Source organism: Kribbella sp. NPDC055071 (assembly GCF_053608045.1).
The window spans coordinates 134,220-152,515 of sequence record NZ_JBSGUS010000017.1; the positions used below are offsets into that span (position 1 = coordinate 134,220).

Consider the following 18,296-nt stretch of genomic DNA (forward strand, 5'->3'; position numbering starts at 1 on the left):
GTCCTCTCACAATCGGCGGATCGCGTTACCAGGAAGCGCATCGGTACGGATCCCGTCGTCGATAACGGGTACGCCGTTCACGAATACGTAAGGGATCCCCGAAGCCTGTTGGCGGGGGTTGTCGAAGGTGGCGTTGTCGTGCACGGTCGCGGGATCGAACAGCACGAGGTCAGCGCGATAGCCGAGTCGGATCAGACCGCGGTCCGTCAACCGCAACCGCCTCGCCGGTCGGCCGGTGAGGTGATGCACGCAGTCCGCCAACTCCAGTACGCCGAGCTCCCGCACGTACCGGGACAAGTACCGCGGGAACGTGCCCCACGAACGCGGATGAGGTTTGGCCCCGACCAGGATCGCGTCGGAACCGCCGGTGTGGCTGCGGTGACGCATGATCGTCCGAACGTTCTCCTCGTGACCCACGTGCTGCAGGATCGACGTCGCGAGATCGTCCTCGATCAGCAGGTCGTAGAAGACGTCAGCCGACGACGTGCCGGCCTCTGCCGCGAGCGCCGCGACAGTACGACCAACGGCGCCGGACAGGGCTGGATTACGCACCCCGCCGATCTCGATGGTCTCCCACTCGATCACGCAGCCGTGGCAGCCGTCCGAGCCGATGTTCTCCATCTCGTACGTGATCCGCTCGCGCATCGCCGGATCACGCAGCCGGCCCACCAACGCGTCCGGCCCACCCTCGGCCGTCCAGCTCGGCAGGATCGCAGCCAAGGTGGTTGCTCCAGGCAAGTACGGGTAGGTGTCCGTGGTGACATCGATGCCCGCGGCAAGCGCCTTGTCGATCATCGCGACCAGTTCGGTACCGCGACCGCCGTTCGGTCCGAAGTTCATCACCGCGTGGGTCAGGTGCAGGGCACAGTCGGAACGCCGTGCCACCTCGACCATCTCGGCGTACGCATCGAGCGCACCCTTGCCGTACGACCGCTGGTGTGGCGCGTAGTACCCGCCGTACTGCGCGACGACCTCGCAGAGCTCGACCAGCTCGTCCGTGGTCGCGAACATCCCCGGTGTGTAGGTGAGCCCGCTGCTCATGCCGACCGCGCCGTCCCGCAGTCCTTCGGCGAGCAGCCGCTTCATCTCGTCGAGCTCGGCCCGGGTTGCGGGCCGGTTGGACGTGCCGACGACCATCATCCGCAGCGTGCCCTGCGGGACCAGGTACGCCGCGTTGCAGGCGATCCCCTGGTCGAGCCGGTCGAGGTACCCGGCGACCGTCGACCAGGTGAAGTCGAAGTCGTCGGGCTCGCCGTTCCAGCCGGCGATCTGGCGGCGCACCGCCGTCCGGGTCGGGTCGTCGATCGGCGCGAACGACAGACCGTCCTGTCCGAGCACCTCCAGCGTGACGCCCTGGCTGACCTTCGCGGTGTGGTCCGGGTTGGCCAGGATCTGCAGGTCGGAGTGCGCGTGCATGTCGATGAAGCCGGGCGACAACGCCAGGCCGTCCGCGTCGATCGTCCGCCGGGCCGACGGCAGATCGTTGCCGATAGCCACGATCCGGTCAGCCTCGACCGCCACATCGGCCCGTACGCCGGGAGCCCCGGAACCGTCCAGCACCAAGGCGCCGGTGATCAGGAGATCTGCCATCTCAGAAGAACGTTCGGACCAGGTCGACCACGACCGGATCGATCGCGTCCGGGTCGTCGACGACCGGGATCAGACCCCACTTGTCGAACGCCGTACACGGATGCGACAGGCCGACCCGGAGCTCGTCGCCGATCACCACCGGAACCTCGTCGAAGCGCAGGAACCCGTGCTGATCGTTGAGCTTGGTGACCGTCATACCCGTGGCTGCCAGGATCGGCTCGCCGTCGGCGCGCGGCCGGATCAGCTGCGGCTCCGGCATGTCCTGGTCGAACGGCAGATCGCGCTTGCCCGCATCGAAGATCGCCAGCCCGGGCTCGGGCTGCGAGGTGATCCGGACCCATGCGTGCATCGCCGACACCAACTGCTCGCCGTCGGTTCGCGGCGACTCGCCGAGCGGCGACACCCGGCGGTAGAGCCCGTCGTCGTGGGCGATGTAGGCGCCGGACCGCAGCACGACCCGCGCGCCCTCGCCCGCGAGCGACGCAAGCACCTTCGCGACCTGCTCGAAGTACTGGCTGCCGCCGGCCGACACCACCGGTACGACGTCCTCGTCGTACAGATCGCGCAGCCGATGATGAACGTCGGCCAGGTCGCGCAGATACGCACGGACCTCCTCGAGGTCGGCCTCGTCGATCCCGTGCCCGATCGCGCCCTCGTACCCGGCGACCCCGGCCAGCCGCAACGTCGATGCCTGAGCGATCGCCTCGCCGACGGCCAGCGCGGTCTCGGCGTCGCGGGCGCCGGTCCGGCCGCCGATGCCACCGACCTCGACCTGGACGTCGAGCGGGCGCGCATCAGGACCGACGTACGCCGATCGTGCGGCCTCCATGATCTCGACAGTCCGCACCGAGTCGGCCCACACCATCAGCTCGAACGACGGATCCGCCGCGAGCTCGTCGGCGATCCAGCGCAGCTGCAGCGGGGAGATCACCGCGTTCGCGATCAGGACGCGTTGGACGCCGTACGCGCGGGCGACGCCGAGCTGGAAGGCGTTGGCCAGCGTGATTCCCCAGCAGCCGGCGTCGAGCTGCATCGCCCAGAGCGCCGGCGCCATCGTGGTCTTGCCGTGCGGTGCGAGCTCGACGCCGTGGCGGGTGCACCACCGGGCGAGCGTGTCCACGTTGTGGCGCAGGCCGGGCGCGGACAGCGTCATCAGCGGGGTCGGGAACCGCGAGAGCGGGGGCTTCTCGGCCAGCACCTCGGCGACGGTCTTGCCCCAGAAGGCGGGCGGCAGGGCCTTGTCCTGCCAGCTGACCCGCTGGTCGGCGAGAGCGGCGACGGCGTCGGCATCGTAAGCAGGCATGAAGTCCTCTGATGGAGTGAGTTGCAGAATACGCAACGTTCATTGCGTATTCTGACTTGTCGGTTGTAGCATCGCGCCCAAAGTTGCGTCAATGACCGCTACTTCACACCTATCCCATCACTTCGCGCCCGAGGAGTGCAGATGCCCGAGTCGGTCGGTGAGACAGCGCGCCCGGCCGCGGTGTGCGTCGGCGAGGCGATGATCATGCTCGCGGGTACGCCGGGGACCGCGCTGGAGGACGTGGAGACGTTCCGGCGGTCAGTGGGTGGGGCGGAGTGCAACGTGGCTGGTGGGCTCGCTGCACTGGGGGTTGCGACCAGTTGGGTCTCGCGGCTCGGTGACGACGGCTTCGGCCGGCACGTGCTACGTGATCTGCAGGGGCGCGGCGTTGAGGTCGGTGGGGTTGAGCTGGATCCCCAACGGCCCACTGCGCTCTATGTGAAGGAGTCTTTCGACGGGCGCTCCCGGATGCACTACTACCGGACCGGTTCGGCGGCGGCCGCGATGGATCCGGCGTTCCTGGATCGTCCTGAGGTCCGCGAGCGGTTGGCGAACGCGCAGGTCGTTCACACCACCGGAATCACTGCAGCCATCTCCACTACTGCGGCAGACATGCTGGAACGCCTGGCAGCGCAGGACCACCGCTTTCTCCTGAGTGTCGACCTGAACTGGCGGCCGGTGCTGTGGCGTGACAAGGACCCTGAGCCACTCTGGCGATTGCTTCGCGCGGCCGACGTCGTACTGATCGGTGCGGATGAGGCGCAGGTCTTCGCGGGCACAGGGGACCCTGCCGAGCTGCATGAACGAATCGGCGGGACGTTGGTCGTGAAGAACGACGCGCACACTGCGGTGGTGCTGGAGCCGGACGGTCGGCGTACTGAGGTTCCCTCGCTGACGGTTGACGTGGTTGAGCCGGTTGGCGCGGGTGACGCGTTTGCGGCCGGGTTCCTGGCAGGGACGTTGCAGGGGCTGCCGATGAGGCAGCGGCTCCGGCTGGGGCATCTGACCGCGGCGGCGGTGCTGATCGTGCCGGAGGACCACGCCGCGCCGCTGGAGCCTGCCGTGCGTGAACGGCTGCTGACCTGCTCCGACGAGGAGTGGGCGGCGACCAAAGTATGAGCCAGAGCCTCGGGAGAGCCCTGCAGATCCTGGCGAGTCTCAGCGAGGGCGAGCGGTCGCTGGATCAGTTGGCGGCCGAGCTCGACGTACACAAGACGACTGTGCTGCGACTGCTGCGGACGATGGAGGCAGAGCGATTCGTACGGCGTGACGCGGCGCACCGGTATCGGTTGGGTTCGCGGCTGTTCGCGTTGGCGGACGTTGCCCGCGAGCAGCACGTCGTACGGGAAGTCGCGGCACCGCATCTGCGTGAGCTGAACCAGAAGACCGGTCAGACCGTGCATCTGGCCGCCTGGGAGAGCGGTGAGGCCATCTACATCGACAAGCTCGACAGTGTGCGGTCGGTGCGGATGTACTCGCAGGTCGGCGTACCGGCGGCTTTGCACTGCACTGCGGTCGGGAAGGTGCTCCTCGCCGCGCAGCCCACACGGTCGCGGGAGGCGTTGCTGGCGTCGATGGACTATCACGCCTACACGCCGAACACGATCACCGAACCCGACACACTGCGGGACGAGCTGGACCTGGTCCGGGAGCGTGGCTGGGCCCAGGACCGGGCTGAGCACGAGTCGTTCATCAACTGTGTCGGCGCACCGATCACGGACCGCGACGGGCGGGTCGTGGGGGCCGTGTCAGTGTCGGTCCCCGACGTACTGCTGAACTATGCGCAAGTGCTCGAGCTCCTGCCCGACCTGCTCGCGACCACGAAGGCGATCACCGCCGACTACAACTGAGAGGTGTCAGACCTGATGTCCGACAAGACCGTCATCTCCACCACCGACGCACCCACTCCGATGCCGGTGTTCTCGCAGGGAGTGCGCAAGGGCAACATCCTGCAGGTGTCCGGCCAGGGTTCGGTCGATCCGGCCAGTGGCCAGTTCGTCTTCACCGGTGACGTGAAGGCGCAGACCACGCGGGTCCTGCAGAACATCGAGGCGATCCTCAAGGCCGGCGGCGCGAGCATCGACGACGTACTGATGCTGCGCGTCTACCTGACCACGCGCGACGACTTCACCGCGATGAACGACGCGTACGCCGAGTTCATGTCCAGCCGCACCCCCAGCGGCGTCCTCCCGTCCCGGACCACCGTCTTCACCGGCCTCCCGCTGCCGGACATGCTGGTCGAGATCGACGCCCTCGCCGTCCTCAGCTGACCGCCGTGCCACCTGGCGCCGTGCACTAGCACCAGGTGGCACGTCGCGGACTGATCGAAGCGCATCCCTCCGGCCGTCCACTGAGCGAGCGCCGTCCGCGGTCGGGCGTCGCCTGTGACAGCATTGTCGACGGCAATCGTTTGCCAATCGACCTGCTCGACGTAATGGGCGCAGCCGGATGGAGGAGTTCGGGATGCTCGGTGCCAGACCGGCCGGCAGGCGGTGATGTCGCAGGCGCGGAGTCTGTTGAAGATCGCCCCTGCGATCTATCTGCCCGCATTGCTCTACGGAATCGGTCAGGGGGCGATCGCACCCGTCGTCGCGTTGTCGGCGACGCATCTGGGTGCTTCGGTCGCAGTAGCAGGGCTGGTGGTCGCCGCTGCCGGACTCGGGCAGGTGATCGGCGATATCCCGGCCGGTGCGCTGACCAACCGGATCGGTGAACGCAGGGCGATGCTGGGCGCGACCGTCCTGGTCTCGGTGGCTCTGGCCGCGTGTCTGGTCGTACCGAACGTCTGGGGGCTTGCCCTGGCGATCGCCTGCACCGGACTGGCCGGTGCGGTCTGGGGCCTGGCTCGGCAGGCCTATCTCAGTGAAGCGGTGCCGATCGAGCTCCGGGCTCGTGCACTGTCCACACTGGGAGGCGTCCAGCGGATCGGCTCGTTCATCGGACCGTTCCTGGGCGCGCTGGCGATGAAGTTCCTCGGTACGGACGGCGCCTACTGGGTGCACCTGGTCGCCGCGCTGCTGGCATGTGTTGTCCTACTGAGCCTTCCGGATGTTGCACACGCGCGGGGCAGCCGCCCGGTCGCGGCACAGTCGACCTGGACGGTGATTCGCGACCACATCCCGGTACTGCGGACTCTTGGTGTCGGTGCGCTGCTGGTCGGGGCAGTCCGCGCGTCACGCCAGGTGGTGATCCCCCTCTGGGCACTTCACATCGGCCTTGATGCTCAGACGACCAGCATCATCTTCGGACTCTCCGGTGCGGTCGACATGTTCCTGTTCTATCCAGCCGGCTCGGTGATGGACCGCATGGGCCGCAAGTGGGTCGCCGTACCGTCCATGTTCGTGCTGGGTCTTGCCCATCTGTTGCTGCCACTCACTCACACGGCCGTCACGCTGACCGCAGTCGCCCTGCTGATGGGAGTCGGGAACGGCCTGGGTGCAGGCGTGATCATGACCTTGGGCGCGGACGCGTCACCACCGGTCGGGCGAGCCCAGTTCCTCGGCGCGTTCAGGCTCTTCGCCGACACCGGCAACGGCGCCGGGCCATTACTACTGGCCGGCGCCACCGCCTTGCTCGGTCTTGGTCCCGCGATCGTCATCATGGCCGGGACGGGCTGGGCCGCCGCGGCCGCGATGAAGCGTTGGATCCCGCCGCACCCCGTGTCCCAAGGCCCCTGAGGAACCGATTTGGTTTCCGGGGCGACCTTCGGGCACACTGTGTGTTGCCGAAGACCGCTGGTTGCTGGCCATGTGCAAACGTGGTAGCTGAAAGTCCCACTCAGGTGGGCGGCCCGCGCAGGTGACTTGGATAGTGTGACAGCTGTATGTTCACGCCCCTTGCGCCTGCGCAGGGGCGCTTTTTATTGGGTGGAGTTTTTTTGCCAGGGGTCGAAGCGTGGAAGCGAAACGAAGGAGACCCCATGGCGAGGCCGGACAAGGCAGCCGCAGTCGCCGAGTTGACGGACGAGTTCCGTAGCTCGGCCGGTGCCGTGCTGACCGAGTACCGCGGACTCACCGTGGCGCAGTTGCGGGAACTCCGCACTACGCTCGGTGACGACGTGAACTACGCCGTGGTGAAGAACACGCTGACCAAGATCGCGGCCAAGGACGCGGGTGTCGAGTCGTTCGACTCGCTGCTCGAGGGTCCCTCGGCGATCGCCTTCTTCAAGGGCGACCCGGTGGTCGTGGCCAAGGGACTGCGTGACTTCGCCAAGGCGAATCCCCTGCTCGTCATCAAGGGTGGAGTGCTGGAAGGCAAGGCACTCGGCTCTGACGAGATCAACAAGCTCGCTGACCTGGAGTCGCGTGAGGTCCTCCTCGCGAAGCTCGCAGGTGCGATGAAGGCGGCTCCGCAGCAAGCGGTGTCGTTGTTCGCTGCTCCGCTGTCGCAGGCCGCGCGCCTGTTCGCGGCGCTGCAGGAGAAGCTGCCGGCCGAGGCCGCACCTGTGCAGGATGCAGTGGCGGACGAGGCACCCGTGCAGGACACGGTCGAGGCACCTGCCGAGGCGAGCACCGAGGAGGCTGCGCCGGCCGAAGGCTGACGCGGATCTCAGCAGTACACCCATCAGTGATCATCAGCACCATCGTTAGGAAGGACCGCCACAATGGCGAAGCTCAGCACCGAAGAGCTCCTCGGCCAGTTCAAGGAACTGACCCTGCTGGAGCTGTCGGAGTTCGTTAAGGCTTTCGAGGAGGAGTTCGGCGTCACCGCCGCCGCCCCGGTTGCCGTTGCCGCTGCCCCGGGCGCCCCGGGTGCCCCGGTCGAAGAGGCCGCGGAGCAGGACGAGTTCGACGTCGTTCTCGAGAGCGCCGGCGACAAGAAGATCCAGGTCATCAAGGAGGTGCGTGGTCTCACCAGCCTTGGGCTGAAGGAGGCCAAGGACCTCGTCGAGTCGGCCCCGAAGGCCGTCCTGGAGAAGGTCGACAAGGCTGCCGCCGAGAAGGCCAAGGAGTCCCTCGAGGCTGCCGGCGCCACCGTCACCCTCAAGTGATCTCAGTTACGTTCAGCTATTGGACGTAACGAATGTGTAGAGAAGGGCGGTCCCTGCAAGGGGGCCGCCCTTTCTGCATTGCCTCGTGGTTAGGATCGCAATCGCTTGACTGCCAGGGGTTACGCAAAACTGTACTCGTGCGTAACCTAGGCCACTGCTCCCTCGTTGAGACCGAAGCACTCGTCGGTTCGGGGCCAAGAGTGAAATCCCGTGAGGCAGAGCCGATTGGAGGGCCAGGTGGGCGTTGAAGTCCGCGTCGAAGGTCTCACCAAGTCCTTCGGAAGCCAGCTGATCTGGGGCGATGTGTCCCTGACCCTGCCGGCCGGTGAGATCTGCGTGATGCTCGGCCCCTCCGGTACCGGCAAGTCCGTCTTCCTCAAGACGTTGATCGGTCTGCTCAAGCCCGACAAGGGCCATGTGTTCATCGAGGGCACCGATATCGCCGCGTGCTCGGAGCGCGAGCTCTACGAGGTACGGCGACTGTTCGGCGTGCTCTTCCAGGACGGCGCGATGTTCGGCTCGATGAACCTCTACGACAACGTGGCGTTCCCGCTGCGCGAGCACACCAAGAAGTCCGAGTCCGACATCCGTTCCATCGTGATGGAGAAGATGGAGATGGTCGGCCTGGTCGGCGCGGAGCGGAAGCTGCCCGGCGAGATCTCCGGCGGGATGCGCAAGCGGGCCGGCCTGGCCCGCGCGCTGGTGCTCGACCCCGAGATCCTGCTGGTCGACGAGCCGGACTCCGGTCTCGATCCCGTGCGTACGTCGTTCCTCAACCAGGTCATGATCGACCTGAACGAGGCCTTCGGCCCGACGTTCCTGATCGTCACCCACGACGTGAACACCGCGCGGACGGTGCCGGACAACATCGGCATGCTCTATCACCGGCACCTGGCGATGTTCGGCCCGCGCGAGATGCTGCTGTCCAGCGAGGAGCCGGTGATCCGCCAGTTCCTGAACGCCCAGATGGTCGGCCCGATCGGCATGTCCGAGGAGAAGGACGCCGACGAGCTCGCCGCCGAGGCCGGTCAGGAGTTGCCGCCGCTGCCGCCGATCCCGCTGCAGCAGCTGCCCAGCAGTGGGGTACGCCGCCCGACCCAACGTGAGCCAGGTGAGTGGTGCCGTGAGAACGGAGTCACCCCGCCGCCCGGATCCTTTGCCACCGCGACAGTGGGGGCGACGTGACGGTTGATGCGACCGCTCCGCTGAAGGCCGCTGGTTCGCTGTTCGCCTTTGCTCTTGATACCGCTCGCGCTTCGGTCCGGCGGCCTTTTCAGGTCAAGGAGTTCCTCCAGCAGGCCTGGTTCGTCGCGAGCGTGACGATCATCCCGACCGCGCTGGTCGCCATCCCGTTCGGCGCGGTGATCGCGCTGCAGGTCGGCGGGCTGATCAAGCAGTTCGGCGCGCAGGCGTTCACCGGCTCGGCCGCGGTCCTGGCCGTTGTGCGGGAGGCGTCGCCGATCGCGACCGCGCTGCTGATCGCCGGCGCCGGTGGATCCGCGATCTGCGCCGACCTCGGCTCCCGCAAGATCCGCGAAGAGCTCGACGCGATGATGGTCCTGGGCATCGACCCGATTCAGCGGCTGGTCGTGCCGCGCGTGCTGGCCACGATGCTGGTCGCGTTCTTCCTGAACGGGTTCGTCAGCGTGGTCGGCGTGATGGGCGGTTACATCTTCAACGTCGTCCTGCAGGACGGCACACCGGGTAGCTACATAGCGTCGTTCACTGCGCTCGCACATCTGCCAGACCTGTGGCAGGGCCAGGCGAAGGCCCTGGTGTTCGGGTTCATCGCCGCGGTTGTCGCCTCGTACAAGGGTGTGAACGCCGGTGGCGGTCCGAAGGGCGTCGGTGACGCGGTGAACCAGTCCGTCGTGATCACGTTCATGCTGCTGTTCGTCGCGAACTTCTCGATGACGGCCATCTACTTCCAGCTCGTCCCGCCGAAGGGGGCGTGAATCCGATGGCAGGGTCCGCCCTCGACGTTCTGGTCAAGAAGCCGCTCAACTCGCTCGACAAGCTCGGCGAGCAGCTGGCCTTCTACATCAAGGCACTGGCCTGGTCCGGCAAGTCGCTGACCCGGTACCGCAAGGAGATCTTCCGGCTGCTGGCCGAGGTCACCCTCGGCTCCGGCGCGCTCGCGGTGATCGGCGGCACGGTCGGTGTGATCACGTTCCTGGCCTTCTTCACCGGCACCGAGGTCGGCCTGCAGGGCTACTCGGCGCTGAACCAGATCGGTACGTCGGCCTTCGCCGGCTTCGTCAGCGCGTACATCAACACCCGCGAGATCGGCCCGCTGATCGCCGGCATCGCGCTGGCCGCGACGGTCGGCTGCGGCTTCACCGCGCAACTCGGCGCGATGCGGATCAGCGAGGAGATCGACGCCCTCGAGGTGATGGCGATCCCGTCGCTGCCGTTCCTGGTCACGACCCGGATCATCGCCGGTCTGGTCGCGGTGATTCCGCTGTACGTCGTCGGCCTGTTGTCGTCGTACTTCGCCACCAGACTCACCGTGACCACCTTCTACGGGCAGAGCACGGGCACGTACGACCACTATTTCCATCTGTTCTTACCGCCCGGCGACGTGCTCTGGTCGTTCGGGAAGGTGCTTGTCTTCTCCGTGCTGGTGATCCTGGTGCACTGCTACCACGGCTACCACGCGACCGGCGGTCCGGCCGGAGTCGGTGTCGCTGTCGGCCGCGCCGTACGGACGTCGATCGTCGTGATCAACGTGGTCGACCTGCTGTTGTCGATGGCCATCTGGGGTACGACGACCACCGTGAGGCTGGCCGGATGACCCGAATCTTCTCGCACAAGGTGCTCGGCATCGCCTTCATCGGCGTGCTGTGTTTCCTGCTGTGGCTGACGTACGCCTTCTACGCCAAGGTCTTCACCAAGACCGTGGACGTCGAGCTGAAGACCAGCCACATCGGCCTGCAGCTGAACGAGCACGCCGACGTGAAGCTGCGCGGCATCATCGTCGGCGAGGTCACCGGAGTCTCCACCGATGGCGACGAGGCGACCGTCGACCTGGCGCTCAAGCCCGATCAGATCGACGAGATCTCCAGCGCGGTCAGCGCGCGGATCCTGCCGAAGACGCTGTTCGGCGAGAAGTACGTCGCGCTGGTGCCGCCGGCCGGCGCCGAGGGGCAGCACATCCGGGCCGGCGACGTGATCTCGCGCGACAAGACAGCGGTCGGTATCGAGATCGAGAAGGTCCTGAACGACGCACTCCCGCTGCTGCAAGCCGTCGACCCAGCGGACCTGAATGCCACGCTGAACACGCTGGCCACCGCCCTGGAGGGTCGCGGCGCCGAGATCGCCGGCACGCTGACCCAGCTGGACGGCTACCTGAAGAAGCTGAATCCGAGCGTCCCCAAGCTGATGCAGGCGCTGACCAAGCTGACCCAGGTCGCCCAGTTGTACGGCGATGCCACGCCGGATCTCGTCACGGCCCTGCGCAACCTGACCATCACCGGCAACACCGTGGTGGAGAAGCAGGTGCAGCTGCAGAAGTTCTTCGGCGACGTGCAGAACCTGTCCACGACCGGCAACACGTTCCTCAAGGTCAACGAGGATCGCGTGATCCGGCTGGGCGAGGTGAGCAGGCCGGTGCTGGACCTGCTCGAGCGGTACTCACCCGAGGTGCCGTGCTTCCTCAAGGTGATGACGGACACGACGCCGATCCTGAACGACACGTTCCGCAACGGCCAGCTGAACATCAACCTCGAGCTGATCACCAACCAGCCGACGCCGTACGCGCCGAACGAGCTGCCCGTCTACAAGGACCACCGCGGACCGACCTGCGTCGGCAAGAACTACAGCCAGCCCGGATCGAAGCCAGGTCCGTACACGCAGCAGAACCCGGCGCCCTACATCACCGGTGACGACGGCGTGATCGGCGACCACAACAAGACGACGCGCTTCCCGCTCAACCTGCAGCTGAACCGGGCGATGCCCGGCTTCGACATGGACACCCAGGGCGTCGGCACGCCGGCCGAGCAGAAGGTCGTCAACTCGGTCGTCGCCCCGGCGATGGGCATCCCGGCGAACGACGTACCCGACCTGACCACCCTCCTGGTCGGCCCGCTCCTCCGCGGCGGGCAGGTGAACCTCAAATGAGTTTCCTCGACCGCAAGACGACGTTCGACACCGTGCGGCTGGCGATCTTTGTCGTGGTCACGACGATCGCGACCGCGCTGCTGGCGGTGACGATCGGGAACATCACCTTCAACTCGACCACGAAGTACCGGGCCGTGTTCACCGATGCCGTCGGGCTGAACACGGGTGACGACATCCGGATCGCCGGTGTGAAGGTCGGGCAGGTCGACAAGATCGCGTTGGACCAGACCAACGGCGGGCAGAGCGGCTTGGCGATGGTGACGTTCAGCGTCGACGCCGACCAGATTCTCGACACCTCCACGCACGCGACGCTGCGCTACCGGAACCTGGTCGGCAACCGCTACATCGCGCTGACCGATGGTATCGGTGGCGGCCCGCGGCTGAAGAAGAACGGCGTCATCCCGAAGGAACGCACGGCGCCGGCACTGGACCTGTCCGTGCTGTTCAACGGTTTCAAGCCGCTCTTCACCGCGCTGACCCCCGCGGACGTGAACCAGTTCGCGTTCGAGGTGATCAAGGTGCTGCAGGGCGAGGGCGGCACGATCGAGTCGCTGCTCGCGAAGACCGCGTCGCTGACCACCACGCTGGCCGACGCGGATCAGGTGATCGGCGATCTGATCACCAACCTGACCTCCACCCTGCAGATCGTCTCGCAGCGGCAGCAGAACTTCTCCCAGCTGCTGGTGAACCTGCAGCAGTTCATCACCGGGCTCAGCCAGGACATCACCCCGATCCTCAACTCGCTCGGCTCGATCAACTCGCTGAACAGCAAGACCGCCGGCCTGCTGCAGCAGACCCGGGTGCCGATCAAGGCCGACCTGGACAAACTGCGCATCACCGCCAGCACCCTCGACGACACCCAGGCGATCTGGGTGAAGACGCTGCAGTTCATGCCGGAGAAGCTGAACACGATGACCCGGACCGCGACGTACGGATCCTGGTTCAACTTCTACCTGTGCAACTTCGACGGCAACGTCACCCTGCCCACCGGGACGCGCATCCCGGTGGCCTACGACCTGAACTCCGCGAGGTGCCAGAAGTGAAGCCCTTCCGCGAGCAGAACCAGGTGACGATCGGCGTCATCGGCCTGACGGTGATCGGGCTGATCATGCTGGCCGCGTTCAAGGCACAGGATCTCCCGCTGATCGGCGGCGGGACGAAGTACTCCGCGCAGTTCTCCGAGGCCGGCGGACTGAAGCCGAACGACGAGATCCGGGTGGCCGGCGTCCGGGTCGGGCAGGTCCGCAAGGTCGAGCTCGAGGGCACGCACGTGCGGGTCGACTTCGTGGTGGACAAGGGCGTGAAGCTCGGCGACCAGACCAGCGCCGAGATGAAGATCAAGACGCTGCTCGGGCAGAAGTACCTCAAACTGGACCCGGCCGGCGGCGGCGAGCTCAAGCCCGGCACCGAGATCCCGCTGGCCCGGACGGTCTCGGCGTACGACGTCGTCGACGCGTTCACGGATCTGGCCAACACGACCGAGCGGATCGACACCGCCCAGCTGGCCAAGGCCCTGGACACGTTGTCGGCGACGTTCAAGAACACGCCGGAGGAAGTGCAGGCCTCACTGACCGGCCTGTCCCGGCTGTCGCGGAACGTCGCCAAGCGGGACGAGCAGCTCAAGTTGTTGCTGCAGCACTCCAACGTGGTGACCAAGGTCCTTGCCGACCGCAACCAAGAACTGATCAAGCTGATGAAGGACGGGAACACGGTGTTCCAGGCCGTGCAGGCCCGCCGGGCGCTGATCCACGAGCTGCTGGTCTCGACGCAGAAGCTCGCCGCGCAGATCACCGCACTGGTCCGGGAGAACCGCAAGGATCTCGGCCCGACCCTGACGAAGGTGAACGCCGTCCTCGCCGTCCTGCTGAAGAACCAGAACTCGCTGGATGCCAGCATCCGTGGTCTGGTGCCGTTCGTCCGCGTCTTCACCAACACGCTCGGCACCGGGCCGTGGTTCGACGTCTACCTGCAGAATCTGGCGCCGGTCCCGGAGATCCCGTTGCCGAAGGTGCCGATCCCCGGCCTGCCGCCGCTGCTGGGAGGTGGCAGCTGATGAAGGTCCAGTGGCTGTCCCGGCTGGTCGCGATCGGCGTGGTCGTGGTGATCCTCGCGGTCAGCGTCGTATCGCTGTGGCCGAAGTCCGATCGCGTCACGGCGACGGCGTACTTCCCGCGCGCGGTCTCGGTGTATCCGGGGTCCGACGTGCGGATCCTCGGCATCAAGGTCGGCGAGATCGAGAGCGTCACGCCGGCCGGGCGGACCGTCCGGGTGAAGTTCTGGTGGGACGCCAAGCACAAGGTGCCGGCCGGGGCCAAGGCGGTGATCGCGTCGCCGTCGATCGTGGCGGACCGCTACATCCAGCTGACTCCGGCGTACTCGAGCGGTCCCGCGATGGCCGATGGTGCCGAGATCCCGCTGGCGCGGACCGCCGTACCGCTGGAGCTGGACCAGATCTACCAGAGCCTGAACGACCTGTCCGTAGCGCTCGGTCCGAAGGGCGCGAACGATCAGGGCGCGTTGGCGCGGCTGCTGGACGTCTCGGCGAAGAACCTGAACGGTCAGGGCGCGAAGCTGAACCAGACGATCACCGATGTGTCCAAGCTGACCGGCACGTTGGCGGGCAACTCGCAGAGCCTGTTCGCCACCGTTCGGCAGTTGCAGACGTTCGTGTCCGCGCTGGCCGCGAACGATCAGCTGGTTCGCCAGTTCAACACCAACTTCGCCGCCACCTCGACGACCTTGGCCGGTGAGCGCAAGGATCTTTCCCAGGCGCTGTCGTTGCTGGCGACCGCGTTGGGCGAGGTCGCGTCGTTCGTGAAGGACAACCGGACGCTGGTGAAGACCACGGTCTCCAGCGCGACCGACCTCTCGCAGATCCTGGTTAAGGAGAAGGCCGCGCTGGCCGAGATCCTCGACACCGCACCGCTCGGCCTGGGGAACCTGGCCCGCATCTACAACCCGCAGTTCGGCACGCTGGACCAACGGCTCAACGTTGCTCAGCTGGACGACCCAGCGTCGTTCATCTGCTCGTTGCTACTGCAGGTTAACCAGCCGCTGTCGACCTGTTCGGCCCTCAAGCCTGTTCTTGACGCACTGCCCAAGCTGCCGCTGATCAGCCAGCTGGTCGGCGGCCTCACGGGAAGTGGTGGCCCAGCCGGCACTCCGTGGGCCCCGCCGCCGACGGCGCCGTTGAACAGCCCGGACCCGGTCGACCCGACGCTGGGAGGGCTGGTCAAGTGATACCCAGAATTCGGTACCGTACGTCGTTCGTCGCCGGCCTGGTCGCGTTGGCGATCCTGCTGACCGGCTGTGACTTCAGCGTGTATTCGCTGCCGTTGCCGGGTGGCGCGAAGATCAAGGGACCGTCGTACACGGTGACCGTCGAGTTCGCCGATGTGCTGGACCTGGTGCCGAAGTCGTCGGTGAAGGTGGACGACGTCACCGTCGGCACGGTGCAGAAGGTCTGGCTGGACGGGTACATCGCGAAGGTGCGGATCAAGCTGCCGGAGAGTCTCGCTCTGCCCGACAACACGCACGCCACGATCCGCCAGACCAGCCTGCTGGGGGAGAAGTTCGTGTCGCTGGCCCGGCCGACCGGGTCGGAGCAGCCGCGCGGCAAGCTCGACAATGGCGAGGTCATCCCGTTGTCGCGGACGACCAGCAACGTCGAGGTCGAGGAAGTCCTGTCCGCGCTCTCACTGCTGCTGAACGGCGGTGGCGTCGCGCAGCTGCAGATCATCACGCAGGAGCTGAACAAGGCGCTGACCGGCAACGAGCCGGCCATCCGCAGCGTGCTGACGCAGCTGAACACCTTCGTCGGGACGCTGGACCAGAACAAGCAGCAGATCATCTCCGCGATCACCGCGGTCGACGCGCTGGCCAAGAAGCTGAACGCGCAGAAGACCACGCTGGCCACCGCCATCGACTCGCTGCCGAAGTCGATCGCGACCCTGGACAAGCAGCGTGCGGCCCTGGTCAAGACCCTGCAGGCGCTGGCGACACTCGGCAACACCGCGACCCGCGTGATCACGTCGGCGCAGAAGGACCTGGTCGCGAACCTGAACTCGCTGTACCCGATCCTGACGAACCTGGCCAAGGCCGGGACGGACCTGCCGAACTCGCTGCAGCTGCTCTTCACCTACCCGTTCCCGGACGGCGCGGCGAGGGCGGTGCAGGGTGACTTCACCAACCTGGGCATCACGCTCGACGTGAACACCCAATCGGCGCTGAAGGGGCTGATCGGGCTGGATCTGCCGACCATCGGCCCGACCGCGCTGCCGACCGGGCGGATCAGCCTGCCGATCCACAACCCGCCGATCCCGCAGAAGTCCGGCGCGGTCCTGCCGTCGCTGCCGGTTCCGACCGGTACGGCGACCACCTGCATCACCCTGCTCGGTCTGCCGGTCTGTACGCCGAAGCTGAACCGGTCCGGGTTCGATCCGGATCTGGCGAGGGCACTGATGCCGGGGATGGTCAAATGATCACCAGGACGGTCCGGATCCAGCTGATGGTGTTCCTGTTGATCACCGTGGTCGGCGTCGCGTTCGTGGGTGCGAAGTACGCCCAGGTCGACAAGCTGTTCTTCGACGAGGACTACACCGTCAGCGCGAGCTTCGCAGAGTCCGGCGGCATCTTCACCGGCGCCGAGGTGACGTACCGCGGCCAGCCGGTCGGCCGGGTCGGCAAGCTGACGCTGCTGTCCGACGGCGTCAACGTGGACCTCGACATCGACAAGAAGACCAAGATCCCGAACGACCTCCTGGCCGTGGTCGCGAACCGGTCCGCGATCGGCGAGCAGTACGTCGATCTGCAGCCCCGGCGCGACGGTGGTCCGTACCTGCAGAACAACTCGAAGATCGCCCGCCAGGACACCGCGATCCCGATCGACACCACCGAGCTGCTGCTGAACCTCGACCAGCTGGTGAACTCGGTCGACAAGGAGAGCCTGCGGACCACCGTCCGCGAGCTCGGCGAGGCGCTCAAGGGCAAGGGCACCGATCTGCAGAAGATCATCGACAGCTCCGGCAAGCTGATCGACGACGCCGACGCCAACGTGCTGCAGACGATCAAGCTGATCAACGACGGCGACACCGTGCTCGCCACCCAGGTGGCCAGCGGCGACGCGATCAAGACCTGGGCGAAGAACCTCGCGCTGCTGTCCGACACCCTGGTCAACTCCGACACGGACCTGCGGACGGTGATCGACCAGGGCTCGGCGGCCTCGGAGCAGCTGGCCGGTCTGATCAACGACAACAGCGCGGACCTCGCGGTGCTGCTCGGTAACCTGCTGACGGTGAGCCAGGTAGCAGCGGTCCGGCTGGATGCCATCGAGCAGTTGTTCGTGGTGTACCCGGCCGTCTCGATGGGCGGGTACGTCGTACCGGCCAAGGACCCGGGCACCGGGCACTACGACGCGCACTTCGGCCTCGTCCTCGGGTTCAGCCCACCAGCCTGCCGGGCCGGGTACGGCGGCACCGACAGGCGGCCGCCGCAGCTCGTCACGAACACCCAGGCCAACGACAAGGCGGGCTGTACGGCGAACCCGTCGACGGGCGTCAATGTCCGCGGCGCCCAGAACAAGCCGAGCCCGTCGTCGCGTCCGGACCTGAACCGGCCCGGGTACGGTCTGGCCTACGACCCGGCCACCGGTGACGCCGGCGGAACCGATGGCGCGCCGGAGCTGATCCTCGGCTCCACCGGCGGACAGGCTGACCTGCTCGGCAGCGACTCCTGGAAAGCCCTTATCCTCGGACCGGTGACCGGCAAGTGAGCTCCAGTACCCTCAGCAAGTCCCCTTCCCGCGGCTCCCGGCGAGCCCGGCTGATCCTGGCGTGGGGCCTGAGCCTCCTGCTGGTCGTCTCCCTGGCCGGGATGACGATCGCGGTGATCGCCCTACGGAAGCAGAAGTCCGACACCTCCGAGCGCGCCGCGGCGATGAAGTCGGCCCGCCAGATGGGCCTGGACTTCACCACCTACGACTACAAGACCTGGGACGACGACTCCAAGCGGGTCGTGAACGACTCCACCGGGCAGTTCAAGTCCGAGTTCCAGGACACGCTGGCGACGGTGAAGACCACGGTCACCACCGACAAGGCGACCTCGAAGGGTGACGTGAAGGAGGCGGCGGTGGTCTCGAACGACAAGGACTCCGCCCAGGTGCTGCTGATCGTGGACGCGGTCGTGACCAACTCGGCGTCGGCCGACGGCGTGCAGCGCCGGTACCGGATGAAGCTCGACCTGGTCCGCGAGAAGGACCAGTGGCTGACCGCCGACCTCGAGATGGTGGGGTGACCT

At 66.7% G+C, this 18,296-nt stretch carries 18 protein-coding genes; 16 read left to right on the top strand and 2 right to left on the bottom strand.

Translation table 11 applies throughout. From position 1 onward, the window contains the following. Positions 1-6: 6 nt before the first annotated feature. Together ACWF4Z_RS27010 and ACWF4Z_RS27015 are read right to left on the bottom strand one after the other, a co-directional pair. On the bottom strand, positions 7-1,590 hold the full coding sequence (locus ACWF4Z_RS27010) for an N-acyl-D-amino-acid deacylase family protein (RefSeq protein ID WP_452245944.1): 1,584 nt from the start codon (positions 1,588-1,590) through the stop codon (positions 7-9). A 1-nt stretch (position 1,591) separates the two neighbouring features. Continuing rightward, complete coding sequence (locus tag ACWF4Z_RS27015) at positions 1,592-2,893, bottom strand: amino acid deaminase (RefSeq protein WP_452245945.1); 1,302 nt, start codon at positions 2,891-2,893, stop codon at positions 1,592-1,594. 141 nt (positions 2,894-3,034) lie between these two features. Between ACWF4Z_RS27015 and ACWF4Z_RS27020 the strand changes: the two genes are divergently transcribed. The 16 genes from ACWF4Z_RS27020 (at position 3,035) to ACWF4Z_RS27095 (ending at position 18,293) form a co-directional block, all read left to right on the top strand. Beyond that, complete coding sequence (locus ACWF4Z_RS27020) at positions 3,035-4,012, top strand: sugar kinase (protein ID WP_452245946.1); 978 nt, start codon at positions 3,035-3,037, stop codon at positions 4,010-4,012. Next, positions 4,009-4,743, top strand: coding sequence for an IclR family transcriptional regulator (locus ACWF4Z_RS27025; protein ID WP_452245947.1), 735 nt, complete (start codon positions 4,009-4,011; stop codon positions 4,741-4,743). The genes ACWF4Z_RS27020 and ACWF4Z_RS27025 overlap by 4 nt, the downstream gene beginning before the upstream one ends. A 15-nt stretch (positions 4,744-4,758) precedes the next feature. Continuing rightward, entirely contained in the window at positions 4,759-5,163 is a 405-nt protein-coding gene (locus tag ACWF4Z_RS27030; RefSeq protein ID WP_452245948.1) for a RidA family protein, read from the top strand. A 246-nt stretch (positions 5,164-5,409) separates the two neighbouring features. Next, entirely contained in the window at positions 5,410-6,570 is a 1,161-nt protein-coding gene (locus tag ACWF4Z_RS27035; RefSeq protein WP_452245949.1) for an MFS transporter, read from the top strand. A gap of 242 nt (positions 6,571-6,812) precedes the next feature. Next, entirely contained in the window at positions 6,813-7,433 is a 621-nt protein-coding gene (gene rplJ / locus ACWF4Z_RS27040; RefSeq protein ID WP_452245950.1) for a 50S ribosomal protein L10, read from the top strand. 63 nt (positions 7,434-7,496) lie between these two features. Continuing rightward, a complete protein-coding gene (gene rplL / locus ACWF4Z_RS27045) occupies positions 7,497-7,883 on the top strand; it encodes a 50S ribosomal protein L7/L12 (RefSeq protein WP_452245951.1) in 387 nt (128 codons plus the stop codon). 237 nt (positions 7,884-8,120) lie between these two features. Continuing rightward, positions 8,121-9,068, top strand: a complete 948-nt coding sequence (locus tag ACWF4Z_RS27050; protein ID WP_452245952.1) for an ABC transporter ATP-binding protein — start codon at positions 8,121-8,123, stop codon at positions 9,066-9,068. Beyond that, the gene (locus ACWF4Z_RS27055; RefSeq protein WP_452245953.1) at positions 9,065-9,838 is read left to right on the top strand and encodes an MlaE family ABC transporter permease; all 774 of its coding nucleotides are present in this window, start codon (positions 9,065-9,067) and stop codon (positions 9,836-9,838) included. Before ACWF4Z_RS27050 ends, ACWF4Z_RS27055 begins: the two co-directional genes overlap by 4 nt. Positions 9,839-9,843: 5 nt before the next feature. Then, entirely contained in the window at positions 9,844-10,677 is an 834-nt protein-coding gene (locus ACWF4Z_RS27060) for an MlaE family ABC transporter permease (RefSeq protein WP_452245954.1), read from the top strand. Continuing rightward, positions 10,674-12,002, top strand: a complete 1,329-nt coding sequence (locus ACWF4Z_RS27065) for an MCE family protein (protein WP_452245955.1) — start codon at positions 10,674-10,676, stop codon at positions 12,000-12,002. Before ACWF4Z_RS27060 ends, ACWF4Z_RS27065 begins: the two co-directional genes overlap by 4 nt. Continuing rightward, positions 11,999-13,045 carry an MCE family protein gene (locus ACWF4Z_RS27070; RefSeq protein WP_452245956.1) on the top strand — a complete coding sequence of 349 codons (1,047 nt, stop codon included), beginning with the start codon at positions 11,999-12,001 and terminating at the stop codon, positions 13,043-13,045. The genes ACWF4Z_RS27065 and ACWF4Z_RS27070 overlap by 4 nt, the downstream gene beginning before the upstream one ends. Continuing rightward, complete coding sequence (locus tag ACWF4Z_RS27075; RefSeq protein WP_452245957.1) at positions 13,042-14,055, top strand: MCE family protein; 1,014 nt, start codon at positions 13,042-13,044, stop codon at positions 14,053-14,055. Before ACWF4Z_RS27070 ends, ACWF4Z_RS27075 begins: the two co-directional genes overlap by 4 nt. Beyond that, positions 14,055-15,242: an MCE family protein gene (locus ACWF4Z_RS27080; protein ID WP_452245958.1), complete on the top strand. Its 1,188-nt coding sequence runs from the start codon at positions 14,055-14,057 to the stop codon at positions 15,240-15,242. Before ACWF4Z_RS27075 ends, ACWF4Z_RS27080 begins: the two co-directional genes overlap by 1 nt. After that, positions 15,239-16,483: an MCE family protein gene (locus ACWF4Z_RS27085; protein WP_452245959.1), complete on the top strand. Its 1,245-nt coding sequence runs from the start codon at positions 15,239-15,241 to the stop codon at positions 16,481-16,483. Before ACWF4Z_RS27080 ends, ACWF4Z_RS27085 begins: the two co-directional genes overlap by 4 nt. Further along, complete coding sequence (locus tag ACWF4Z_RS27090) at positions 16,480-17,772, top strand: MCE family protein (RefSeq protein ID WP_452245960.1); 1,293 nt, start codon at positions 16,480-16,482, stop codon at positions 17,770-17,772. The genes ACWF4Z_RS27085 and ACWF4Z_RS27090 overlap by 4 nt, the downstream gene beginning before the upstream one ends. After that, the gene (locus ACWF4Z_RS27095) at positions 17,769-18,293 is read left to right on the top strand and encodes a hypothetical protein (protein WP_452245961.1); all 525 of its coding nucleotides are present in this window, start codon (positions 17,769-17,771) and stop codon (positions 18,291-18,293) included. Before ACWF4Z_RS27090 ends, ACWF4Z_RS27095 begins: the two co-directional genes overlap by 4 nt. The last annotated feature ends 3 nt before the right edge of the window (positions 18,294-18,296 follow it).